Here is a 21,385-nt window from a genome sequence, read left to right as displayed (position 1 = left end):
GAGTGGCTGTTTGATCAGACCCGAACGGATGTGATCCACACGAAAGAGACGTGGACCGCGCCCGGAAACAGAAGGGTGAATTTTTGCCATTCCCCCCATGGACGCCGGGCGAGGCCTGAACTAACGTCCCCGCTGAACCCAATTTCCCCTGATATACAGGTACGAGGTAATTTCATGGATTATCACAGTCCCGCCAGTTTTGCCGAGGCTTCCGCTCTGGCTGCCAACGCGACGGGCACAACCCGGTTTTTGGCGGGTGGCACCGATGTGTTGGTGCAGCTGCGCTCGGACCTGGTGACGCCGGATACGCTGATCGACATCAAGAAAATCGAGGGTGTCAGCAACATCGAGCAGAATGCGGATGGCAGTTGGACCCTTGGCGTTGCTGTAACGGGCGCCGAGATGAGCGAACACACCACCTTGGGGCAGGACTGGCCCGGTGTGGTCGAGGCGATGGATCTGATCGGATCGACCCAGGTGCAAGGACGCGCGACGCTGACCGGCAATCTGTGTAACGGCTCGCCCGCTGCGGATTCGGTCCCGGCGATGGTTGCGGCAGGTGTGACGCTGACTGTGACCGGCCCGGATGGTGCGCGCACCGTGGCTGTCGAGGACATCCCCACCGGACCGGGCAAAACCAGCCTGGCCAAGGGTGAGGTGGTGTCCGCCGTGCATATCCCGGCGCGTGGCGAAAACGGAGGCGACGCCTATCTGCGGTTCATTCCGCGCACCGAAATGGACATTGCCGTTGTGGGTGTGGGCGTGAACCTGCGCCTTGACGGCGACACGATCACCGAAGCACGGGTCTGTCTGGGGGCCGTGGCCCCAACCGTTCTTTTGGTGGAAGACTGCGCCAAGGCGATCATCGGCAGCACGCTCGATGACACCGCTCTGGAGGCGCTGGCTGAGGCGGCCTCGGCGGCCTGCAACCCGATTGACGACAAGCGCGGCACTATCGCGTTCCGCACCGAGGTCGCCGGAGTTTTGGCCAAACGCGCGGCGAAAATCGCCTATGCCCGCGCGAAGGGAGAAAAAGCATGAGCAAGTTTCACGTAACAACTCAGGTCAATGGCGACGAGGTCGAGTTCCTGTGTGATCCCCGCGAAACGCTGCTGGACTGCCTGCGCGACAAGCTGAACCTGACCGGCGCTAAAGAAGGCTGCGGCACGGGTGATTGCGGCGCGTGCTCGGTCACTGTTGATGGGCGTCTGGTGTGTTCGTGCCTGATGCTGGGGGTCGAGGCTGAGGGCAAGCAGATCGAAACGGTCGAAGGCATCGCGGATGGCGACGTTTTGCACCCGCTGCAAAAGAAGATGATCGAATACGCTGCCCTGCAATGTGGTATCTGTACGCCGGGCATTCTGGTTGCGGCCAAGTCGCTGCTGGAAAAGAATCCTAACCCGACCGAAGAAGAAACCCGGTATTGGCTGGCAGGCAATCTCTGCCGCTGCACCGGCTATGACAAGATCATTCGCGCCGTGATGGACACGGCAGCTGACCTGCGGGAGGCATCGTAATGGCACTCGACGATCGCAAATCTGGTTTCACCTTTGTCGGCACGCGCCCTGACCGCCCCGATGGTCTGGACAAGGTGACAGGTCGTGCCAAGTTCGGTGCGGATATGTCGGCCCCTGGTATGCTGCACGGCGCCATTCTGCGCTCACCCCACGCCCATGCGCGGATTGTCCGCATCGATACATCGAAGGCCGAGGCACATAAGGACGTCAAAGCTGTCGTCACCCGTGCCGATTTCGCCGAGGTTCCCTTCAAGCCCGGGCTGGAAGGCGAATTCTGGAACGTATTGGAAAACGTCATGGCCGGGGAAAAGGCACTGTATGACGGGCACGCGGTTGCTGCCATTGCGGCCACGTCGGCTTTGGCTGCACGCGATGCGGTAAAGTTGATCGAGGTGGAATATGAGGTGCTGCCTCATGTCACTGATGTGGACAAAGCCATGGCCCCCGACGCGCCAGTGATCCGCGAAGGCGCCGCGGATTATTCGGTTCCAGAAGGGATGCACCCAAACGTCGTGCGGTACCACGAAAGCGGGCACGGAGATGTCGAGGCCGGGTTTGCCGAGGCGGATCTGGTCATCGAAGACAGTTTTGTGACCGAGGCGACCCATCAGGGCTATATCGAGCCACACGCCTGTCTGGGGCAGTTGGGTGCGGATGGCAAAGGTGAGTTGTGGTGCACCACTCAGGGCCATTGGATCGCGCAAAAGACCTGTGCCGCGCTGTTGGGGATCGAGACTTCGCAACTGCGGGTGACCGCTTCGGAAATTGGCGGTGGGTTTGGTGGCAAGACAACCGTATTCATCGAACCTGTCGCTCTGGCGCTGAGCCGCAAGGCCAACCGTCCGGTCAAGATCGTGATGTCCCGGTCCGAAGTGTTCCGCGCTACGGGGCCAACGGCCTCGGCGTCGATGGACGTCAAGATCGGCATGAAAAAGGATGGTACGATCACGGCGGCTGAAGGCATTTTTCGTCTGCAAGGCGGTGCGTTCCCGGGCGCACCGGGTGACATGACCGCCATGTGTGCTTTTGCACCTTATAACCTGACCAATGTGCGTCAGGTCGGCTATGACGTGATGGCCAACCGCCCGAAACAGGCGGCTTATCGCGCCCCGGGCGCGCCTATGGGGGCTTTTGCTGTTGAATCGGTGATCGACGAGCTGTGCAAGAAACTGGATCTTGATCCCATCGATGTCCGCCTGAAAAACGCAGCCCATGAGGGCACCAAGGCCAGCTATGGCCCGACCTATGAACAGATCGGTCTGGTTGAATCATTAGAGGCCGCGAAGGCGCATCCGCATTACTCGGCACCTCTGAAGCCGGGGCAGGGACGCGGGATTTCTTGCGGGTTCTGGTTCAACCATGGCGGCGAAACCAGTGTGTCGCTCGCCTTGTCCGAGGATGGTTCGGCTCAGGTCATGGTGGGCACGCCCGATATCGGCGGATCACGCGCGTCGATGGCGCTGATGGCGGCCGAGGTTCTGGGCATTCCCTACGAGAATATCCGGGTGACTATCGCGGATACCGCCACGCTTGGATACAATGATGTCAGCCACGGCTCACGCGTGACTTACGCGTCGGGTCTGGCGACCATCAAGGCAGCAAAACATGCGGTCGAAAAACTGTGCGAACGGGCAGCGGCCAAGTGGGGCATCCCGGTAGATGCAGTCAAATGGGAAAACGGCTGCGCGGTTCCGTCGGGCCCCAATGCGGGCGATTTCGATCCTTTGCCGCTGGCCGAGATCACGGCCAACATGGGTTCGACGGGCGGTCCAATATCGGGCCATTTCGAGGCGACACCCGAGGGTGCGGGCGTATCCTTTGGCATTCACATCGTTGACGCCGAGGTTGACCCCGAGACCGGCAAAACCAGCGTTTCTCGCTATACCGTTATCCAGGATGCGGGTAAGGCGATCCACCCGGCTTATGTGGAAGGCCAGTATCAGGGGGGCGCTGCGCAAGGTATCGGCTGGGCGCTGAACGAAGAGTATATCTACGGCGACGATGGTCGCCTGCAGAACTCGATCTTCCTGGACTACCGCATCCCTGTCGCCAGTGATCTTCCGATGATCGATACCGTGATTGTCGAGGTCCCGAACCCTGGCCACCCTTACGGAGTGCGCGGTGTCGGAGAAACCGGGATCGTGCCACCCTTGGCGGCCATCGCCAACGCGGTATCGCACGCAGCGGGTGTACGGATGCGCCAGCTGCCCATGTCACCGCCGCGTATTCTGGCGGCGCTGAAGCAGGATGGTTGAAGTCAACCTTTGGTCAGGTCTCCGGTCATTGACCGGGGGCCAGCAGGTTGTCGAAGTCGACGCCACGACGACGGGCGAAATATTGCGCGAGCTTGTGCGTCGCTACCCCCAATTGCAGGCGCCTATTGATGCGGGCGTCTCAATCGCGATCAATGGCCGGATCATCGCCTCGGGACTGTCCGAGCCAGTGCCCGAAGGCGCTGAAGTTTACTTGATGCAGCGCCTAAGGGGGGGCTAAACCGACCTTTCTGGCTTCAGCGGTAGCGGTACTGGGGCGCAAAAAAGTGCTGACTGCGAAATCCCTTGTGATGCACCTTGCCATGATGCTTGGGTTTCTTCTTGACCACATGTCCGCTATGGCCGCGGAACTTGCGAGGCTGGTACGGATTATAGCCATAATGTTTGAACAGGAACTTCTTCCCAACTGATTTTTTCTTGAGTGTCTTGACCTTTACAACCGGCGCCGCCGGTTTGGCCTTCGCCGCTTGCGCAACATAAGCATAGTGCTTGTGGACAGCTGGCGAAGAGAGCTGAGGCACATGAGCGTTACCTGCCTGAATGATCTTGTAGACCGCTCCTTGGGGATGGTGTGCGTCATTCGCGGTTGCCATATGCGGCCCGAAGCCGGCAACTAGCGCAACCAGGGCAGGAAGTAACTTGGAAATTGAACGTGTCATAACGTCTCCTTTCATCGGCCCAGTTTGGGGGCTTGATACAAAGGTGGGGATGACCCGCGCTGACGCCCAATAAACCCCGATCACGCTCTGGCGGGTTGTTGTGAGATCGGGTGGATCAAATTTTTGTGCCCTGTCGAATCCGGTTGACGCGTTTTGCGATCTCAGGCACTCAGATTGTGATGGTTCCTGCGGGTCCGCCCAAGGGATGAAAAGGGAACACGGTGCGGTGTACGAAGCCACCTAGTCCGTGACTGCCCCCGCAACTGTAAGCGGTGAGCAAAGCCAATCAGCCACTGATCCATCGGATCGGGAAGGACGGCCAAGCGATGACCCGCAAGTCAGGAGACCTGCCATCTTTGATGCAACCACACCGGGGCGGGGTGCCCTGGAAGGAGGTCAAGATGGCGCGTTCAGCGTGCAGCAATACGACTGATACCTTCCGTCCTCGTTTGGCAACAAGCGAGACGGCAAATGACTGCCAATCCTGATCACTTCATTCTGATCTGCTCGACCTGTGACGGTGGAGCTGCGGTAAGCGCCGAAATCGCTGCAGAGGTCAGCAGTTTGCCGAATGGATTCGCCATTCGGCACGTGTCTTGTATGGCTGGCTGTGAGCGGCCATGCACCGTCGGGTTTCAAGCCACAGACAAGGCGCAGTATCTCTTTGGTAGTATCCAAAGCGATGATGACATCGCCGCCCTGCTTACCTTTGCGCGGCAATATCATATCAGCGCAGATGGCTGGACGAAGGCCACCGACAGGCCCAAGGCGCTGCTACACAAAACGCTCGCCCGCCTACCCCGGATCGGAGAGGGGGTGCTGCAATGACACAACCCGCCTTTCTGGTTGCCGAGAACCTGGAATACTACGCGTTGAACGGTGATGTTTTGCTGCAGGACGTGACTTTTGCGCTTGAGGAAGGTGCCATCCTTGCCATTGCCGGACCAAACGGCGCCGGCAAGACCACATTGTTGAACTTGCTGTGCGGTGCGGTGCCTTTGGCATTGGGCGATGTGCATGTGAGCGGGCGCAGCCTCAAATCCATGACTGCGATGGATAGGGCGCGCAGCATTGCGGTTGTCGGCCAGCAAGAGCTGCCAGACGGGCGCTTGATGCTGCGCGATTACATTGCATTGGGTCAGATCCCGATCCGGGCGGATCGTTCTGCCGCAGAACATGCCGAAGACATCAACCGGATTCTGGATCTGACGGGGCTGGCAGGACAGGCGGAGAAACGCATGGCCATGCTGTCAGGCGGAGAACGTCAGCGAGCGCATATCGCGCGTGCCTTGGCGCAAAAGCCGTCGCTGCTGTTTCTGGATGAGCCCACCAACCATCTGGACCCAGACGCCAAGGGGCGCATGTTGTCTCTGGTGGCGCAGTTGGGCATCACGGTTGTCATGATCGTACATGACCTGGTGCTGATCCCGGAATTCGCCACTCATGTGGCACTGATGAAATCGACCCGCATGACCGGGTTTGGCCCTGTCGATCAGGTTCTGACCTCGGATCATGTTCAAGACACGTTTGGCGTGGATTACCTGAGTTTTCAGTACGAAGGCCGCGTGATCCCCGCGCTCGACATCCGTAAAACTACCATATCGAACAAAAGGACGAATTGATGAAACGACTGATCTGGTCGGCTTTTCTTGCAACCGGCATGGCCACCAGCGCGGTGGCGCAGGGTGTTACCGTCGACAATTGCGGTGAGCCGCTTGTCTTTGAGAAGCAACCCGAACGGCTGGTCGTGCATGACATGAACATGACCGATATGGCCTTTGCGCTTGGATTGCAGGACAAGATCGTGGGTCTGACTGGCATTACCGGTTGGTACAAGACCAGCCCCGATTTTGACGCGCAGCGCGGAGACATCCCCGAGCTTGCGCAAAAATACCCCACTGTCGAAAACCTTGTTGCGGCCGAGCCAGATCTGTTTTTCGCCGGTTGGTACTATGGCATGCGACCGGGTGGAGAGGTGACGCCTGACACTTTGGCGCCTTTTGGCATCAAGACCATGATTCTGACCGAAAGCTGTGTGCATCTGCACGACGATCGCCCGCAGGCCAGCATGGATCTGCTGTTTGACGATGTGCTGCGGCTTGGGCAGGTCATGCATGTCGAGGACAAGGCCGAGGCGCTGGTTTCAGACTGGAAAGACCAACTGGCCACCATCGAGTCGCAGACCGCCGACTTGGAAAAACCCCGTGTTTTCCTTTTGGACGGTCCTGCAGACGCACCGTTCACCGCCGGTAAATTCGCCATTCCTGACGCGATGATCACTGCTGCGGGTGGTGAAAACGTGACCCATGATCTGGACACCAGCTGGGGTCGCACCTCGTGGGAGGCGGTTGCTGCTTCGAATCCTGAATTTCTTGTGCTGTTGGACTATCAAACCGGTAACGGCGCCGAGGATACGTTCAAGTTTTTGCAGGACCATCCGGTCATGTCGCAGGTCGATGCGGTGAAAAACGCGCGTTGGATCGGCCTGCGTTATGAAGAGCTAACACCGGGACCAGCAAATATCGATGCGATCTCGAAAATGGCGAAGGCCATGCACCCGAGCCTGAACTGACATGACCCGCACGGGCCTTGTCTTTGCTTTGGGGGTGGTCTTATTGGCCGCCCTTTTGATGGTGTCTACGGCCTATGGCACCACGCCCATTCCTGTTTCCGAGGTTTGGGCGGCAATCCGGCAAGGTGCGGGACTTTCTGATTCAGAGATGTCGCCGACGCACCGTATTGTCTTTGACCTGCGCTTACCCCGCGCTTTGTTTGCCTCGGTCATAGGAGCTGGGCTTGGCATCGTGGGGGTAGTCCTTCAGACGACCACGCGTAACGATCTGGCCGATCCATTTCTGTTTGGTCTGTCTTCGGGTGCTGCGGCCGGTGCGGTGTTTGTCATCACTGTCACGGGCGACATTCTGGGTATCTGGACACTGCCTCTGGCTGCGTTCTGCGGCGGGCTTGTGGCCTCGGGCATTGTGTTGGCACTGGTCCATGGCCTACGCACCAGCGCTCCGGAAAAGTTGATCCTGGCGGGTCTGGCGGTGTCGTTTCTGTTTTCGGCAATCACCAACTATCTGATCTTTTCCGGCGACAACCGCGCGGCGCATTCAGTGATTTTCTGGATGCTGGGCGGGCTGGGACTGGCCCGGTGGGAAACGTTTCCTTTGGTTTGCGCGGGGCTGGGTCTGATCCTGGCCTATTCCCTCTATCGCAGCCGCTGGCTGGATGCGTTGCTGACCGGAGATCTGACCGCCGCCACATTGGGCGTGCCGGTGCAAGGGGTTCGGTTCAAGATGTTCTTTGTTGCCGCTTTGGCGACGGCAATGTTCGTCTCCGTTGCAGGTGTCATCGGGTTTGTGGGTCTTATGGTGCCCCATATCGCGCGGGGCATAGTGGGCCCGCTGCATCGCCAATTGCTGCCGACAGCAGCTTTGGTCGGCGCCATGTTGCTGACCGTATCAGATATCCTCAGCCGCCTTATGTTGTCTCCACAGGAATTGCCGGTCGGCATTGTCACGACCTCATTGGGGTCGGTCTTTGTATTTCTGTTGCTGTTCAAAAGCCGGAACACCATGCGCTGAACGCAAAAAAAGCCGGGCGCTGGGCCCGGCTTTCTGACTTTGGTTTCAGTTGCAGCGTTAGCTGAACACACGCCCCAGCGCCCCATCCACAGCGTCGGTGATCTGGTCGATATCATCTGCTGTCGCGATCAGTGCAGGCGAGAAACACAGCGTGTTGTTGCGGCCCGGGATCGAGCGGTTAGTGACGCCGATGATCACACCTTGCGCCATGCAATCCGCCACAACCGCCTGCGCCAGCTTTTCGTCCACAGGCTCACGGGTCGAACGATCTGCCACCAACTCGGCACCTTGGAACAGGCCTTTACCGCGCACATCGCCGATCACCGCGTGCTTTTCCATCAGGCCCTGAAGATTGCTCATCAGGCGTTCGCCCATTACGGTGCAATTCTGCAGCAGGTTTTCATCTTCGATGATCTTCAGGTTCTCGATCGCAGCGGTTGGTCCGGCGGTGCATCCGCCAAAGGTCGAGATGTCGCGGAAATAGTTCATCGGATCGTCCGCATTGTCTTTGAACATGTCAAAGATCTCTTCGGTGGTCACCAGACACGCAATCGCGGCATAGCCCGAGGCGACACCCTTGGCCATGGTCACAAAATCGGGCTCGATGCCATAGTGCTGATAGCCGAACCAGGTGCCGGTACGACCTACACCGCAAACAACCTCGTCGATATGCAACAAGATGTCATATTTCTTGCAGATCTCTTGCACACGCGGCCAATAGCCTTCGGGCGCTTCGATCACGCCTCCGCCCGCTGTCACCGGCTCGAGGCACAGGGCACCCACGGTGTCGGGGCCTTCGCGCAGGATGACCTCTTCGATTTGATCTGCCGCCCATTCGCCGAAGTTCTCTTCGGGTGCGCCGTCCAGCTCATGCTTGCGGTATTCCATGCAATGCGGAACGCGGACAAAATCGGGTGCGAAGGGGCCATATTGCGCGTTGCGCTCGTTCTGCCCACCTGCTGACATCGTGGCCAGGGTAGAGCCATGATAGTCGCGGTCGCGGTACAGGATCTTGGTTTTCTTGCCACCGTATTTCTTGTGCGCGATCTGGCGCACCATTTTGAAGGCTTTCTCATTCGCCTCAGAACCCGAGTTCATATAATAAACACGGCTCATTCCCGGCATTTTACTGATCAGCCGTTCTGCAAAGATCGAACCCGGAACCGACCCGGCCGACTGCGCGAAATAGCACAGCTTCATCATCTGTTCGTAGACGGCCTTGCAGATCGACTCGCGGCCATAGCCGACGTTGACGGTCCAGACACCGCCCGAGACCGCATCAAGATGTTCTTTGCCTTTCTGGTCCCATACGCGCATGCCCTTGCCTTCGACAATGATGCGCGGGTCGTTTGTTTCAAAGGGCTTGTGCTGGATCAGATGATGCCAGACATGGGCGCGGTCGGCTTCGACCACCCGCGAAATATCGTTTTCGTTGAACGTGCCGTCCATGACATGTCCTTTCTGGGTGTGGCGCGCGGGGAATCAACTGTTCCAAACGGGCGCGCGGTGACGTGATGACGCAGATCAACGCGAATGAGACTCGCGAAGTAGGGCCAGATTAATCCATAGAATATCGCCAGTGTAGCCAATTCACGTATTCCTACGCATTTCTTTTGGCGTAAGCTCTGTGCTCAATACGCAAGTCTGCCGCGTTTGGGAGGAATATCGGATGACCGCCACAAATATCTATGAACAGCATCTGGACAAAAGACCGGCAAATTACACCCCGCTTTCCCCGCTAAGCTATATCGAGAGGACAGCCGCAGTTTACCCCAACTATCCCTCTGTGGTTTACGGCGACCGCAGATACACATGGGCGCAAACCTATGACCGCTGCCGCCGCTTAGCTGGGGCACTTGCTGCACGTGGGATCGGTCGGGGCGATACGGTTTCGATCATCGCGGCCAACATCCCCGAACTCTATGAGGCGCATTTCGCAGTCCCCATGGCAGGGGCGGTGTTGAACGCGATCAACACAAGGCTCGATGCGGCGATCATTGCCTTTATCCTCAACCATGGCGAGGCCAAGGTTCTGCTGGTCGATCCGGAGTTCTCGTCTACCGTGAAAGCGGCTTTGACCCAGGTAGATCACGATATTCTGGTGATCGATATCGAAGACCCCAGCTTTGCGGGCGGCGAAACCCTCGGCGATCTGACCTATGAGGCGCTGCTGGCCGAGGGCGACCCCGAGTTCGACTGGTCGCTGCCGACAGATGAATGGGACGCGATCACGCTGAACTATACCTCGGGCACAACAGGAAATCCCAAGGGCGTGGTTTATCATCACCGGGGGGCGGCTCTCAACGCGACGTCAAACATCCTGACATGGGGGATGCCACAGCATTCGGTCTATCTTTGGACGCTGCCGATGTTTCATTGCAACGGCTGGTGCTTTCCATGGACCATGGCGGCCAATGCAGGCACATCCGTGTGCCTGCGGGCTGTGCGTGACGAACCTATTTATCAAGCCTTTAGGGAAGAAAACGTCAGCCATTTCTGCGGTGCGCCAATCGTGCTGAACATGCTGGCCAATGCGCCCGACCACCTCAAAGACTTCAAGCAGCAGATCAAGGTGATGACTGCCGGCGCCCCGCCCCCGGCCAAGGTGATCGAGGCGATGGAGGCGATGGGCGTTGACGTCACCCATGTCTATGGTCTGACCGAAACCTATGGCCCTTCGGTTGTCTGCGCCTGGAAAGACGAATGGAATGACAAAGACGCGCCGGAGCGCGCGGCGCTGAAAGTTCGTCAGGGGGTTAAATATGTGGCGCTTTCGGGCCTGATGGTCGCTGGCCCAAAGACCCTGAAACCGGTGCCAGCCGATGGCGAAACCATGGGTGAGATCTTCATGCAGGGCAATATCGTCATGAAGGGTTACCTTAAAAACCCCGCAGCGACCGACAAAGCCTTTGACGGCGGCTGGTTTGCCTCGGGCGATCTGGGTGTGATGCATCCCGATGGCTATATCGCGTTGAAAGACCGCTCCAAGGACATCATCATTTCGGGCGGCGAGAATATCTCATCCGTCGAGGTCGAAGATACGCTCTATAAACACCCCGCCGTGATGGAGGCCGCCGTGGTCGCGCGCCCGGATGACAAATGGGGCGAAACGCCCTGCGCCTTTGTCGAGCTCAAGCCACAAGCGCAGGCGGACGAGGCCGATATTATCGCCTTCTGCCGCGATCAACTGGCCCATTTCAAAGCCCCCAAAACGGTGGTCTTTGGCCCGCTTCCCAAAACCTCCACCGGTAAGATCCAGAAATTCCTGCTCCGCGACAAGGCCCGAGACCTGGCTTAGAGCGCACCCGCCAAGCTTCTTCTGTTCAAAAATACCTCGGGGGAGGCGCAGCTTGCTGCGACGGGGGCAGAGCCCCCAAATGGTCGTATATCCAAACGAAGCGCCCGCTTGATATGTGCTCTAATCGAAGATCGAAAGATCAAGCTCCAACATCTCTCCCATCCAGACCGAACGGTCGCGATGATCCGCGAGGTGGTCTCCGGTTTCAGGATGGGTGAAAACCGTCAGCCCTTTGCGGTTGAGGATAAGCCAGGGAAAGACCTGATCAAAGGCTTCGGCCGGAAATCCAAGTTGACAACTCCAACGCGGATGAGGGCCAACATTGCGCGTATGCAGGCGACCCATTTGAACCGAAGGAAACAGACGGGCGGCCTCTTCGCAGACCTGCTGTGCGGTTTCTTGTGTGTCAGCGTCGAAATAGACATGTGCGTGGTAGCCGGTAATCGTAGGCATATGCGCCCCCCTTTCGCAACTCGGTCAGACCATAGCTTCGGAAGGTTTTGCGCAAAACATATGCTACCACACAGGGTATGTGCATGGTCTGCGTGTATGGGGCTGCGCAAATACATGCCTGAGCTTTGGCTGCAGGTTGCAATCGGTATTCGTTCCCAGTGTCGACGCTATCGCAAAGGGTGTCGCGCACCCTGAGAAGCGGCCTCCAGCGCTTGTTTCAAAACCGTATTGTCTCCGACATGGTTGGCAAGCACCAGGATCAGCCGCGCATTCAACGCATCGCTTTCTTCTTTGTTCAGGCTTTCATGTGTTGCGACAAGCTCTGCATAAAAATCGTCAGGCTGCGGGATATTAGGTGTCAAAACTAGATCGGTCATGTCGCTACTCCTTCCCCGAAGCGCGGAGTATCGCTTGGCGGAACGCGTTTTCTTCATAGCTGTCTCGGCGGGCGGCAATATGCTGGTCCGGTCGGATCAGATAGACAGCGCTGGTGGCTTCGCTCAAGTATCGATGCTTCAACGCGAGCGATGGATCATCTTTGACCGAGAGGGCCACTCTTTTTACGGACACCCCGTCAACCTCAAGCTCATCAGGCGCATCGGCGTCGATGGTCAACAAATTGAATCCCCGGTTCAGTTTCGAAAGCAGAAAGCCATCGCCCACAGGCGCATCCGGGCAAGGGGCACCGGGACGGGTGTTACTTGGGCCGTTCAGTCCATCAGCTGAATTCAGCGGAGAGCCGTCGTAGATGCAAGGCGTGCTCAAACGACCGGAATTGACCAGCGGGCGGGCAAACTCGAATTGCGCACTAAGATCCAGCACTGCGTCTCGAAGCAAGCGCGACATATCGGATTTCGGCGTTATGAACTCAGTCGACCGGGTTGAGGCACTGATATTTTCATCCGCCGCTTGCGTTCTTTCACGATCATAGCTGTCCAGAATCGTTTCGGGGGCACGCCCGTCGATCACCATGCTAAGCTTCCAGCATAGGTTGTCGGTATCCTGAACACCCGAATTGGCGCCACGTGCACCAAATGGGCTGACCTGATGGGCGCTGTCGCCGGCAAAGATGACCCGGTCATGACGGAACCGCTCCATCCGGCGACATTGAAAGGTATAGATGCTGACCCAATCGATCTCAAAATCGATATCGTCGCCCAGCATCGCCTTTATGCGCGGTATAACATTCTCAGGCCGCTTCTCTTTGTCCTTGTCTATGTCCCAACCCAATTGCAGGTCGATGCGCCAAACGCCGTCGGGCTGTTTATGCAACAGGGCCGATTGGCCTCGATTGAAAGGGGGATCGAACCAGAACCAACGCTCGCTTGGAAGATCAGATTGCATCACCACATCAGCAATCAGGAAGTTGTCTTCGAAAACCCGACCATGGAAATCCTTGCCCAACATGGAACGCATTGAGGACCCGGCCCCGTCGCAGGCGATTACCCAATCGGCTTCAACGATATAAGGCCCTTCTGGCGTTTCCACTTCAAGCCGAACATGGTCGGGATGGGTTCCCACTGCCTCGACCTTGTTGCGCCCGCGGATTTCGATCGCAGCACCTTGTTGTTGCAACTCCCGCACGCGGTCCACGAGGAACTGCTCGAAATAGTATTGCTGCAGGTTGATAAAGGCTGGAAGGCGTTGACCCTTTTCTGGCTGCAGGTCAAAGCCATAAACCTGACGAGTGTCGAAAAACACCTTACCCTCGTGCCACTGGATACCCTTGTCCACCATCGGCTGACCACATCCCAGCCGATCCATGATCTCAAGCGGTCGTTGCGCGAAGCAAATCGCGCGGCTTCCAAAACTGACCTTGTCATTGTCATCCAGCACCAGAACTTCGACCCCTTGCTGGGCCAGATCGATTGCAGCGGCCAACCCGACGGGACCTGCGCCGACAACAATGACCTGGTGCCGAACCGGCAAGGCTGAAGCCTGATCTGCGCTGCTTTCGTAGGCATAAAGCGGAACTTCAAAGATCTTGGTCATGGATGATCTCCTCTGTCGTCCCCGGGGTCAGGGTTCGGTTTCACGGCACCCAACGCAAGGCGCGTTGGGATATTGACAGACTGATCAGTTCGACAGGGCGCCACCACGATCTGGATCAAATAGAGGCAGGAAATGTTCTTGCGTTTTGGCTTTTGTTTCAGTTGGCGTCGCGAAGCGATTTAAGCCCCAGCAAAAGCGCTGCCAAAATCATGAACCCGCCCCCGATCCGGTCGAGCCAGAGCCGCGCCGGACCTTGTAGCCGCTTTGCCAGCCAACTGGCACTTGCGCCATAGACGGTCAGAAACAGCCCGTCGATCAAAAGATAGGTCGCGGACAAAATCGCAAATTGAGGCCAAAATGGCAGCGCACCATCTATGAACAATGGAAAAAGGGCCGCAAAAAACACAACGGCTTTGGGGTTCGCGGCAGAGGTCACAAAACCCTGCACCCACAGCGCCTTGGGGCTCGCCTTTGTTGCGCGATGTGTCGACGCGGCTTTTGCATTACGGACCTGTTTGACACCAAGAAAAACCAGATAGGCAACGCCCAACCACTTAATCAAAGCCAGAGCGGTACCTGAGCTGGCAATCACGGCAGCAAGGCCAAGCCCTGCCGCCAGCAATTGAAGGAAATTGGCAGTCAAGTCCCCGGCAGCCGTGAAAACGCCGCGTTTCAGACCGTTGGTTGCGCAGTTGGACAGCATCAGCAGCTGGCTTGGCCCGGGCGTACTCATCAACAAGAGAACTGTCGCCACATAGGTGATCCAGGTATCGGTGAAGCAGAACCTATCAGCGCTTGACTTCCAATCCACTGTCGCGCGACGGAATAGCGGAATTGGCCAAGCGACATGGCCGATCCGGCACTGGACATTGGCGGGGCGCGTCCCCAGATGAACAGCACCGCCGACACAGGAACGTGATATGAGCATATCGGGATCAGTAGACACCAAAATTCACAGCCTGTCCGAATGGCTGGTTGCGCAAGGATTGGAAGGGGCGGGCAAGGAACAACTGCTCGAGGGCTATTGTGACCGATTGATCGACATGGGTGTGCCTCTGATGCGGTTTCACGCAGCCCAATCAGCGCTGCATCCGGTTTACGGCGGCACCGGCTATAGCTGGTACAAGGATAAAGGTGGCGATTATCAAACCTTTGAATACAGCGAGATCCCGAGCGAAGCCTGGCGGCAAAGCCCTCTTTTCGCTCTGCTGGAAGAAGATGTCGACGAAATCCATGAACGCTTGGTCAACCAGAACGAAGCCAGCCGTTTTCCTTTTTTGAACGAACTGCGCGAAATCGGAGCAACCGATTATTACGCAACCGGTATTTCCTTTGACGTTCCGACACATAGCACGCCCCGAGACGCCAAAAAACCGGTGGACGGGGTTCTTATGTCTTGGACAAGCAACGCGCTGAGCGGTTTTGCAGATGAAGATATGGCGATAATCAAAGGGGTCATGCCACATCTGGGCCTGGCACTGAAATCTGCGTCGAACGCGCGGGTCTCGCATGATCTGATGCGGGTCTATCTGGGGCGTGATGCAGGCCAACGGGTGCTGTCGGGCGAAATTCGCCGAGGGTCATTACAGAAAATCGACGCGGTGATCTGGAACTTCGACCTCGAAGGCTTCACCACCCTGTCCGAGGAGTTGCCGGGCCCGGACATTATCGACATGCTGAACGACTATTTGTCCGTCGCTGTGGACGTGGTCCACGACTGCGAGGGCAGCATCCTCAAGTTTATGGGAGATGGGGTGATGGCGATGTTCGATGTCGGGGATATCGATGCTGATGCCAAGGCGGCTTTGGCGGCTGCTGCGCAGTTGCACACGAGGATCACAGAGTTGAACGCGCAACGTGCGCAGGCGGGACTACCACTGGTCAACTATACGCTCGCATTGCATGCAGGTGAGATCCTCTATGGCAATATCGGTGCCGATAGCCGCTTGGATTTCACTGTGATTGGCCCTGCCGTCAACCAAACCGCCCGCATCGCTGGCATGCACCGTTCACTGGGGCAACGCATATTGGTGTCCGACAACGTGGCGCAGGCCGCGCAAGATACGTCGCACGAACTGGTCTCGGTCGGCCGTTACATGCTGCGCGGTGTGCCCGAGCCCAAGGAGTTGTTTACGGTTTTGTATCAAGCGGGTTGATTGGTGGCGGTAGGCTACAGCTACGTGTGTACATTATCCGGCTCTCGTACCTATGGCAAAATTGAAGGCTTTTCACACTGAATATGAAGACATTCATCGAGCCGCGCTTTACCTCAGAGATTTTTGCGAGGCGCATTCTAGATGTCCCGCCTGACGCTACCATCGTAGACTGGGCCGAAAAAATGGTCGTTGCCGGCTTTCAATCTGAAAGCCTGTACGTGCTTTTGGGCGAATTGCCACCCTTCAATAAGCCCGAAATCGACGATTTACTTGCGCGGGTTCAGGTTGAATTGAATCTGCCGGAAATTCGCAGCCGCGAACAAGCTCTTGAAATAGTCGCAACGGCTCATGCTCGGAGACTTGTTCAAAGCGAGGGCGAAAGCGCGCGCACCCTGCGAGCCCTGAGTCAACTATATGCCGACGAAGGCCAAGCCGAATGCCTTCTTCAATTCTATCTTCTTTATTATGCGAAAGAGGATCTTGGGACAGAGAAACAGCAGCACTACTGGCCAAGTGCACATCGTGGAAACATAAACGATGTCATCCACGACTATTGCCAAAAATGGCTGGCCGAACATCCCTTTGAGGAATGGCGCGAATACGAGTGGAGTGGATCGGCCGAAGGGCTCCCGCGTTAATCGTGGGACTCGCAAGCCGTTCGCAAGACCTTAAAAATCGATCTCAACACCCGGCAAGCTCAACTCTTTCATCATGTCCCGCAATTCCTGGCGGGCGGCGATGTTCGAGATGTTGAGCTGTTTGACCCCGATATCCTTGAGGTCCAGCAGGGTCAGCCCGCGTGGGAACAGCTCGCGAAAGATCACGCGTTCGGAAAAGCCCGAGGCGACGCGGAAGCCGATGCGTTGGGACAGCATCTCGATCGCGCGTTGCATCTTTTCCTTGTTGACCATGCGCTGGGTGCCGACGCGATTGCGCACCACGACCCAGTCGATGGGCTTCAGACCTGCTTGGGCCCGCAATTGCCGCGCGTTCCAGACCATCTCGGAATAGACCGAGGGGCCAAGGATTTTCTCACCCTTGGAATCGATCCGCGCCAATAGGTCAAAGTCGATGAAACTGTCATTCAGCGGCGTCACCAGAGTGTCGGCCAGTGAATGGGCTACCTGGCTGAGACGCGTGTGCGAGCCGGGGCAGTCGATCAGAATAAAGTCGCTGTCACTTTCCAGCTCGGCCACGGCCGCAGACAAACGGTGGTCGTAAATATTTTCACCGGGTCTCAGCGTGCTGGGATCAATCTCGGGCAGGTCATGGTGGCGTGGGCTGGGCAGGTTCAATCCAGCGCTTTTCATGAAGTTTAAACGGTTCTCGAAATAGCGACCCAGGCTGCGTTGGCGCAAATCCAGATCCAGGGTGCTGACCTTGTGTCCCAGTCGTGCCAGCGCGGTGGCCACATGCATGGATACGGTTGATTTACCCGCGCCGCCCTTTTCATTCCCGACTACGATGATATGTGCCATGCCTGTATTCCCAGTGTCCCGCCGTGTTTATCCACACGTTGTTGCATGCCACTATATGTTGTGTGAGTGTCGAAGGGAAGGACTTCACACTGCGGTTTTGAGGTTCCGCGCGCGTTTTCCGGAAAATCCCGTGATGCGGGGGCGTTACAGGCCAAAGCTTGTCAAATTCCTGCCGCTCAACCACAGTCTGTGCAAGACATCAGCGCAAGAGGCTTTGGGTGGAGCACCTGTTTCTCAACGTTCTCAACGTGGTATTGCCCGTGCTGATCTGCGCCGGAATCGGCTATGGGCTGGCCGTGACCAAAGCGCCTTTCGACAACAAGGTGATCGGCGGCATTGTCTCGCGGGTGGGATACCCGACGCTGATCATCTCGCACCTGTCGGCTACGACCATTGCTGTCGGAACGTTCCTGGACGTCATGGCGGCCGCCGCGCTGGCGATCGCGGGCTTTGGTGTTCTGGGGTTTGTGGCGCTGCGGTTGATGCGTCTTCCGGTGCGCGCATTCCTGACGCCCTTGATGCACGGGAATGTCGGGAACATAGGTCTGCCGATCACGTTGCTGGCTCTGGGCAATGCGGGCATGGCCTATACGATGGGTTTTGTCGTCGTGGTCCTGATCAGCATATTTACCATCGGCATGTGGATCCCGGCTGGCGCGTTTTCCCCCAAGAAACTGGCGACGTCGCCGATCATCTATGCGGTTGCGCTGTCATTGGTGCTGATGGCGACGGGGACCAGCCTGCCGCAACCCATCGCCAAATCCTTTGACATACTGGGCGGGCTGTCGATCCCGCTGATGTTGCTGACACTGGGCCATACACTCGCGACGCTACAAATCCAAAGCCTTTGGCGCGCGGTGCTACTGACTGGGCTGCACCTCGCCATGGCCGTTGTGATCGCCAGTGCTTTGGTCTGGCTGTTCGGCTTTACGGGTGCGGAGCGCGGCGCGGTGATCCTGTGCTGCCTGATGCCCTCATCCGTGGCAACCTATCTTTTCATCGATCAGCATGTGCCGGAATACGGGCCCGACGTGGCGGGCTTTATTCTGGTCTCGACCCTGGCCACAATCCTGGTTCTGCCTGTGGCGCTGTCGGTTTGGGTCTAAGCCTGCGGCGGTGGGCGCTAGACCATTGTCGACAACGAGGTCTGAGCCTCACCGCTATTTTCGATCAGCAATGACAGCGGAAAATCCGGAGTGAACGGTCCCCAAAGGGGCATCCCATCCACCAGATATTCATCCTGCGGGGTCAACTCTGTGCTTTGGTCGGCAGGGCCAGCGATAGCGGCTTGCGACAACAGGGCCACGGTTGCGGTGGCGGCGAGCAATTTGGTGGGCGATAGCATTGCACTCTCCTGGGGTAACGCTCTGGTCAACTTTAGATGTGCGCGCAACCTGCGGCCCGGATGGGCAAAAGATTACGATTTCTTAATCCACCGCTCAGCTGACCCAAACGAAAAAGGCCGCCCCAAACAGGCGGCCTTTCGCATTCGAAATAGGTTTGGCTTAGAAGCCCAGACCTTCGTATTTCTTCTTGAACTTCGACACACGGCCGCCTGCGTCCATCAGACGGGTGCCGCCACCGGTCCACGCAGGGTGCGAGGAGGGGTCGATTTCCAAAGCCAGCTGGTCGCCCTCGGCGCCCCAGGTGGATTTCATCTGAACCACGGTGCCATCGGTCATTTTGACGTTGATGACGTGATAATCGGGATGGATGTCTTTTTTCATCTTTCCGCTCCTTACGCCTCGGCGCCAGCCTTGGGCTTGTAGTTGGTGACTTCTGCGATACGTGCGGATTTACCACGACGGGTGCGCAGATAGTACAGTTTGGCGCGACGAACGCGGCCACGGCGGACAACGGTGATGCTGTCGATATTGGTCGAATAGAGCGGGAACACACGTTCCACACCTTCGCCAAAGGAAATCTTGCGAACGGTGAACGAGCCGGCGATGCCTTCGCCGTTCTTGCGCGCGATGCAGACGCCTTCATAGTTCTGCACACGGGTGCGCGACCCTTCGGTCACCTTATAGCCGACACGGATGGTGTCACCGGCTTTGAAATCGGGGATGTCTTTCCCCAGGGCGGCAATTTGCTCCGCCTCAAGCTGTGCGATCAGGTCCATCGCAGGTACTCCTATCTGCTCGTGGTTGGTCCACGAAGTTTGAGCGCGCCCTCAGAGCTCTTGGTCTTCTACCGGGTCCTGCACCGCAGCCCGCCAGAGATCAGGTCGACTGTTCCTTTGGTCCGGTCTGCCATCAGCGCGCCTTGGGCCGAAGAAAGCGGGGCGCCACGCCAGAAGACAAACCAAAAACACCGGAGTCGCGAAAACGCGGCGCCGGATTGCGGTCGTTTAAGGAAAATAGGGGAGGGGATCAAGCCTAAAGTTCTATTCCTGGGCTGACGGGTTTTGCTGCAATAAGCTGTCACCTTCGGGATTTGGTTAAAAGAACATAATTGAACCGGTGATCCTTGGTTTAATTACTGTTGTTCTCCTCGCTCAAATCCAGGGCTTCGAAATCTGGCCGCTTCTTGCGCGGGGCAGCGGCGAACCCTGAAGTTTTGATGGCGCATTGTGGGTCAGGAATAAAAACCGCGTAGATAATGAAACGGATCGAAATGGCGTTTCGCCATTCGTCAATCTGACGATTGATGCTTCATAACAAGCAAAGTTCTGGTCTATGGTAACCTCGCTGCGGTGGTCGCCAAAAGTTTTGACCGGAAAGTGGCGCGGAAAAAACCAAGAGAAACAGTATGAAGACAATCCTGACATTCGTGATTTTGGTCCTGCTATCCGGTTTTGCCATGGCGCATTCGAAAGTAGAAACGACGACCCCAACCGATGGTGCAAAGATACCCAATCCACCGGGTGAAGTTGAGCTGACATTTGACCAGGAAATCAGGTTAACGCGAGTTGGATTGGCCTTTGAACAGGAGAAGGCTGTCAAACTCGAACTGGGTGACCAAACGAATTTCGAACAGAACTTTTCGATACCGTTGCCGAGCAAGGGCAGCGGTACATATGTAATCGAGTGGCGAGGTTTGGGTGTGGACGGTCACACGATGCAAGGCGAGTTTTCTTTTACTGTGGAATAGACATGCTGGACGTTTGGAATGTCGCCGCAATCCTTGCCAAGCTTGTACTTTACCTAAGCTTTATCGGTGCTACCGGGCTTGTGATCATCGGGTGCGTCTATTCTGGTTTGGTGGCGCGAATAAGCCCTGAGTTGAAGCGTCAGACCATCGTTCTGGCCTGTTCAGCGTTGATCGCGGCGGTTGTCGGTTTTTTGCTTCGCGGAGCTGCACTTACAGGCGAGATCGATGGTATGGTCGACCCCGAGATGCTTGGTTTGCTGTGGCAGACATCCGTGGGATACCTGCTTTTATGCCAAGTGCTAGCCGCCGTTTTGCTTCTTTTTGGATGCTTTGTCCCACGATTTGGCCGTTGGATTGCTCTTTGCGGAGGCCTCTTGGCGCTTTGGTCCTTTGCTCTGATCGGTCATGTGCCGGAACTTGGACGGTTTGGTTTTCAAGTTGTTCTTTTCCTACATCTGCTTTGCGCAGCGTTTTGGCTTGGCGTCTTTGCCCCACTTCGCAGAATGGCGCTTGAACCAGGGCAGCTTTCAGATGCGGCGGAGCTAGGGTACCGATTTGGCAAGGTGGGTGTACTTGTTGTGCCGCTCTTGGTCGCGGCGGGTCTGGTAATGGCTTGGGCGCTTGCCGGCAGCATTCAGGCACTCTTCGCAACCGGCTATGGTCGTGCGCTTTTGTTCAAAATCTTTCTTGTTGGCCTCTTGTTGATATTCGCAGCATTCAACAAGCTTCAGTTTGTTCCGGCCCTGCGAAGTGGAGATGCAAGGGCCGGGCAGCGCCTGACCCGTTCGATCGAGCTTGAGTTTTTGACAATGGTGGTGGTTTTGGCAACAACTGCGACGTTGACGAGCGTCCTGACACCGCCGAGCTAAAGACGTAAGG

24 protein-coding genes and 1 riboswitch are annotated in these 21,385 nt (G+C 57.1%); of the genes, 14 read left to right on the top strand and 10 right to left on the bottom strand.

The window, feature by feature from the left end; translation table 11 throughout:
* Nucleotides 1-174: 174 nt before the first annotated feature.
* From GOX45_RS17625 to GOX45_RS17610, 4 genes are read left to right on the top strand one after another with little or no spacing between them, the layout of a single operon-like run.
* Nucleotides 175-1,041, top strand: a complete 867-nt coding sequence (locus GOX45_RS17625) for a xanthine dehydrogenase family protein subunit M (protein WP_171102515.1) — start codon at nt 175-177, stop codon at nt 1,039-1,041.
* The gene (locus tag GOX45_RS17620) at nt 1,038-1,517 is read left to right on the top strand and encodes a (2Fe-2S)-binding protein (RefSeq protein WP_171102513.1); all 480 of its coding nucleotides are present in this window, start codon (nt 1,038-1,040) and stop codon (nt 1,515-1,517) included. Before GOX45_RS17625 ends, GOX45_RS17620 begins: the two co-directional genes overlap by 4 nt.
* Complete coding sequence (locus GOX45_RS17615) at nt 1,517-3,772, top strand: xanthine dehydrogenase family protein molybdopterin-binding subunit (protein ID WP_171102511.1); 2,256 nt, start codon at nt 1,517-1,519, stop codon at nt 3,770-3,772. Before GOX45_RS17620 ends, GOX45_RS17615 begins: the two co-directional genes overlap by 1 nt.
* Before the next feature lie 28 nt (nt 3,773-3,800).
* Nucleotides 3,801-4,010 (top strand): MoaD/ThiS family protein, encoded by a 210-nt coding sequence (locus tag GOX45_RS17610; protein ID WP_254444485.1) that lies wholly within the window; start codon nt 3,801-3,803, stop codon nt 4,008-4,010.
* 16 nt (nt 4,011-4,026) lie between these two features.
* Here GOX45_RS17610 and GOX45_RS17605 read toward each other — a convergent pair whose 3' ends face one another.
* Entirely contained in the window at nt 4,027-4,449 is a 423-nt protein-coding gene (locus tag GOX45_RS17605) for a hypothetical protein (RefSeq protein ID WP_171102507.1), read from the bottom strand.
* Nucleotides 4,450-4,612: 163 nt separating this feature from the next.
* Nucleotides 4,613-4,819: riboswitch (cobalamin riboswitch) on the top strand.
* A 101-nt stretch (nt 4,820-4,920) separates the two neighbouring features.
* Here GOX45_RS17605 and GOX45_RS17600 point away from each other — a divergent pair.
* The 4 genes from GOX45_RS17600 to GOX45_RS17585 are packed head-to-tail and all read left to right on the top strand — an operon-like array spanning nt 4,921 to nt 8,036.
* On the top strand, nt 4,921-5,277 hold the full coding sequence (locus tag GOX45_RS17600) for a DUF1636 domain-containing protein (protein WP_171102505.1): 357 nt from the start codon (nt 4,921-4,923) through the stop codon (nt 5,275-5,277).
* On the top strand, nt 5,274-6,071 hold the full coding sequence (locus GOX45_RS17595) for an ABC transporter ATP-binding protein (RefSeq protein ID WP_171102504.1): 798 nt from the start codon (nt 5,274-5,276) through the stop codon (nt 6,069-6,071). The genes GOX45_RS17600 and GOX45_RS17595 overlap by 4 nt, the downstream gene beginning before the upstream one ends.
* Nucleotides 6,071-7,021, top strand: a complete 951-nt coding sequence (locus GOX45_RS17590; RefSeq protein ID WP_171102502.1) for an ABC transporter substrate-binding protein — start codon at nt 6,071-6,073, stop codon at nt 7,019-7,021. The genes GOX45_RS17595 and GOX45_RS17590 overlap by 1 nt, the downstream gene beginning before the upstream one ends.
* Nucleotide 7,022: 1 nt before the next feature.
* Nucleotides 7,023-8,036, top strand: coding sequence for an iron ABC transporter permease (locus tag GOX45_RS17585; protein ID WP_171102500.1), 1,014 nt, complete (start codon nt 7,023-7,025; stop codon nt 8,034-8,036).
* A gap of 57 nt (nt 8,037-8,093) precedes the next feature.
* Here GOX45_RS17585 and GOX45_RS17580 read toward each other — a convergent pair whose 3' ends face one another.
* Nucleotides 8,094-9,485 carry an aspartate aminotransferase family protein gene (locus GOX45_RS17580; protein WP_171102498.1) on the bottom strand — a complete coding sequence of 464 codons (1,392 nt, stop codon included), beginning with the start codon at nt 9,483-9,485 and terminating at the stop codon, nt 8,094-8,096.
* 220 nt (nt 9,486-9,705) lie between these two features.
* On the opposite strand from GOX45_RS17580, the gene GOX45_RS17575 reads away from it, so the two are divergent.
* Nucleotides 9,706-11,334 (top strand): acyl-CoA synthetase, encoded by a 1,629-nt coding sequence (locus GOX45_RS17575; RefSeq protein ID WP_171102497.1) that lies wholly within the window; start codon nt 9,706-9,708, stop codon nt 11,332-11,334.
* A 120-nt stretch (nt 11,335-11,454) separates the two neighbouring features.
* Here GOX45_RS17575 and GOX45_RS17570 read toward each other — a convergent pair whose 3' ends face one another.
* From GOX45_RS17570 to GOX45_RS17555, 4 genes are all read right to left on the bottom strand, one after another.
* Nucleotides 11,455-11,787, bottom strand: a complete 333-nt coding sequence (locus GOX45_RS17570) for a DOPA 4,5-dioxygenase family protein (RefSeq protein WP_171102495.1) — start codon at nt 11,785-11,787, stop codon at nt 11,455-11,457.
* Nucleotides 11,788-11,954: 167 nt separating this feature from the next.
* Nucleotides 11,955-12,164, bottom strand: a complete 210-nt coding sequence (locus GOX45_RS17565) for a DUF2783 domain-containing protein (protein WP_171102493.1) — start codon at nt 12,162-12,164, stop codon at nt 11,955-11,957.
* A 4-nt stretch (nt 12,165-12,168) separates the two neighbouring features.
* Nucleotides 12,169-13,779 (bottom strand): FAD-dependent oxidoreductase, encoded by a 1,611-nt coding sequence (locus tag GOX45_RS17560; RefSeq protein ID WP_171102491.1) that lies wholly within the window; start codon nt 13,777-13,779, stop codon nt 12,169-12,171.
* 157 nt (nt 13,780-13,936) lie between these two features.
* A complete protein-coding gene (locus tag GOX45_RS17555; protein WP_254446066.1) occupies nt 13,937-14,707 on the bottom strand; it encodes a LysE family translocator in 771 nt (256 codons plus the stop codon).
* Here GOX45_RS17555 and GOX45_RS17550 point away from each other — a divergent pair.
* Both GOX45_RS17550 and GOX45_RS17545 read left to right on the top strand, forming a co-directional pair.
* Nucleotides 14,700-15,935 (top strand): adenylate/guanylate cyclase domain-containing protein, encoded by a 1,236-nt coding sequence (locus GOX45_RS17550; RefSeq protein WP_171102490.1) that lies wholly within the window; start codon nt 14,700-14,702, stop codon nt 15,933-15,935. The two genes, GOX45_RS17555 and GOX45_RS17550, sit on opposite strands and share 8 nt — an antisense overlap.
* A gap of 83 nt (nt 15,936-16,018) precedes the next feature.
* Nucleotides 16,019-16,573 carry a hypothetical protein gene (locus tag GOX45_RS17545; protein ID WP_171102488.1) on the top strand — a complete coding sequence of 185 codons (555 nt, stop codon included), beginning with the start codon at nt 16,019-16,021 and terminating at the stop codon, nt 16,571-16,573.
* A gap of 30 nt (nt 16,574-16,603) precedes the next feature.
* On the opposite strand, the gene GOX45_RS17540 is transcribed toward GOX45_RS17545, so the two are convergent.
* Nucleotides 16,604-17,413: a division plane positioning ATPase MipZ gene (locus GOX45_RS17540; RefSeq protein ID WP_171102486.1), complete on the bottom strand. Its 810-nt coding sequence runs from the start codon at nt 17,411-17,413 to the stop codon at nt 16,604-16,606.
* 218 nt (nt 17,414-17,631) lie between these two features.
* Here GOX45_RS17540 and GOX45_RS17535 point away from each other — a divergent pair, with 218 nt between their 5' ends.
* Entirely contained in the window at nt 17,632-18,519 is an 888-nt protein-coding gene (locus GOX45_RS17535; protein ID WP_171102484.1) for an AEC family transporter, read from the top strand.
* A gap of 17 nt (nt 18,520-18,536) precedes the next feature.
* Here the strand turns inward: GOX45_RS17535 and GOX45_RS17530 are convergent, their stop codons facing one another.
* The 3 genes from GOX45_RS17530 to rplS form a co-directional block, all read right to left on the bottom strand.
* Nucleotides 18,537-18,758 carry a hypothetical protein gene (locus tag GOX45_RS17530; RefSeq protein ID WP_171102481.1) on the bottom strand — a complete coding sequence of 74 codons (222 nt, stop codon included), beginning with the start codon at nt 18,756-18,758 and terminating at the stop codon, nt 18,537-18,539.
* Nucleotides 18,759-18,918: 160 nt separating this feature from the next.
* Nucleotides 18,919-19,140 carry a 50S ribosomal protein L31 gene (rpmE, locus tag GOX45_RS17525; RefSeq protein WP_008757924.1) on the bottom strand — a complete coding sequence of 74 codons (222 nt, stop codon included), beginning with the start codon at nt 19,138-19,140 and terminating at the stop codon, nt 18,919-18,921.
* Nucleotides 19,141-19,151: 11 nt separating this feature from the next.
* Nucleotides 19,152-19,535: a 50S ribosomal protein L19 gene (gene rplS / locus GOX45_RS17520; protein ID WP_170575547.1), complete on the bottom strand. Its 384-nt coding sequence runs from the start codon at nt 19,533-19,535 to the stop codon at nt 19,152-19,154.
* Nucleotides 19,536-20,164: 629 nt separating this feature from the next.
* Here rplS and GOX45_RS17515 point away from each other — a divergent pair.
* Nucleotides 20,165-20,506 carry a copper resistance CopC family protein gene (locus GOX45_RS17515; RefSeq protein ID WP_171102480.1) on the top strand — a complete coding sequence of 114 codons (342 nt, stop codon included), beginning with the start codon at nt 20,165-20,167 and terminating at the stop codon, nt 20,504-20,506.
* A gap of 2 nt (nt 20,507-20,508) precedes the next feature.
* Nucleotides 20,509-21,375 (top strand): copper resistance D family protein, encoded by an 867-nt coding sequence (locus GOX45_RS17510; protein ID WP_171102478.1) that lies wholly within the window; start codon nt 20,509-20,511, stop codon nt 21,373-21,375.
* Nucleotides 21,376-21,385: the final 10 nt, after the last annotated feature.

Source organism: Ruegeria sp. HKCCD7255, assembly GCF_013031565.1.
Classification (GTDB): domain Bacteria; phylum Pseudomonadota; class Alphaproteobacteria; order Rhodobacterales; family Rhodobacteraceae; genus Ruegeria.
Note: the sequence above shows the minus strand (reverse complement) of the source record. Positions and strands in the feature narration are given on the sequence as shown.

What these genes read in the sequence shown, in the direction of transcription:
- GOX45_RS17625 (WP_171102515.1), top strand. Translation starts at nt 175, where the DNA reads ATGGATTATCACAGTCCCGCCAGTTTTGCCGAGGCTTCCGCTCTGGCT.
- GOX45_RS17620 (WP_171102513.1), top strand. Translation starts at nt 1,038, where the DNA reads ATGAGCAAGTTTCACGTAACAACTCAGGTCAATGGCGACGAGGTCGAG.
- GOX45_RS17615 (WP_171102511.1), top strand. Translation starts at nt 1,517, where the DNA reads ATGGCACTCGACGATCGCAAATCTGGTTTCACCTTTGTCGGCACGCGC.
- GOX45_RS17605 (WP_171102507.1), bottom strand. Translation starts at nt 4,449, where the DNA reads ATGACACGTTCAATTTCCAAGTTACTTCCTGCCCTGGTTGCGCTAGTT.
- GOX45_RS17600 (WP_171102505.1), top strand. Translation starts at nt 4,921, where the DNA reads ATGACTGCCAATCCTGATCACTTCATTCTGATCTGCTCGACCTGTGAC.
- GOX45_RS17595 (WP_171102504.1), top strand. Translation starts at nt 5,274, where the DNA reads ATGACACAACCCGCCTTTCTGGTTGCCGAGAACCTGGAATACTACGCG.
- GOX45_RS17590 (WP_171102502.1), top strand. Translation starts at nt 6,071, where the DNA reads ATGAAACGACTGATCTGGTCGGCTTTTCTTGCAACCGGCATGGCCACC.
- GOX45_RS17585 (WP_171102500.1), top strand. Translation starts at nt 7,023, where the DNA reads ATGACCCGCACGGGCCTTGTCTTTGCTTTGGGGGTGGTCTTATTGGCC.
- GOX45_RS17580 (WP_171102498.1), bottom strand. Translation starts at nt 9,485, where the DNA reads ATGGACGGCACGTTCAACGAAAACGATATTTCGCGGGTGGTCGAAGCC.
- GOX45_RS17575 (WP_171102497.1), top strand. Translation starts at nt 9,706, where the DNA reads ATGACCGCCACAAATATCTATGAACAGCATCTGGACAAAAGACCGGCA.
- GOX45_RS17570 (WP_171102495.1), bottom strand. Translation starts at nt 11,787, where the DNA reads ATGCCTACGATTACCGGCTACCACGCACATGTCTATTTCGACGCTGAC.
- GOX45_RS17565 (WP_171102493.1), bottom strand. Translation starts at nt 12,164, where the DNA reads ATGACCGATCTAGTTTTGACACCTAATATCCCGCAGCCTGACGATTTT.
- GOX45_RS17560 (WP_171102491.1), bottom strand. Translation starts at nt 13,779, where the DNA reads ATGACCAAGATCTTTGAAGTTCCGCTTTATGCCTACGAAAGCAGCGCA.
- GOX45_RS17550 (WP_171102490.1), top strand. Translation starts at nt 14,700, where the DNA reads ATGAGCATATCGGGATCAGTAGACACCAAAATTCACAGCCTGTCCGAA.
- GOX45_RS17555 (WP_254446066.1), bottom strand. Translation starts at nt 14,707, where the DNA reads ATGCTCATATCACGTTCCTGTGTCGGCGGTGCTGTTCATCTGGGGACG.
- GOX45_RS17545 (WP_171102488.1), top strand. Translation starts at nt 16,019, where the DNA reads ATGAAGACATTCATCGAGCCGCGCTTTACCTCAGAGATTTTTGCGAGG.
- GOX45_RS17540 (WP_171102486.1), bottom strand. Translation starts at nt 17,413, where the DNA reads ATGGCACATATCATCGTAGTCGGGAATGAAAAGGGCGGCGCGGGTAAA.
- GOX45_RS17530 (WP_171102481.1), bottom strand. Translation starts at nt 18,758, where the DNA reads ATGCTATCGCCCACCAAATTGCTCGCCGCCACCGCAACCGTGGCCCTG.
- rpmE (WP_008757924.1), bottom strand. Translation starts at nt 19,140, where the DNA reads ATGAAAAAAGACATCCATCCCGATTATCACGTCATCAACGTCAAAATG.
- rplS (WP_170575547.1), bottom strand. Translation starts at nt 19,535, where the DNA reads ATGGACCTGATCGCACAGCTTGAGGCGGAGCAAATTGCCGCCCTGGGG.
- GOX45_RS17515 (WP_171102480.1), top strand. Translation starts at nt 20,165, where the DNA reads ATGAAGACAATCCTGACATTCGTGATTTTGGTCCTGCTATCCGGTTTT.
- GOX45_RS17510 (WP_171102478.1), top strand. Translation starts at nt 20,509, where the DNA reads ATGCTGGACGTTTGGAATGTCGCCGCAATCCTTGCCAAGCTTGTACTT.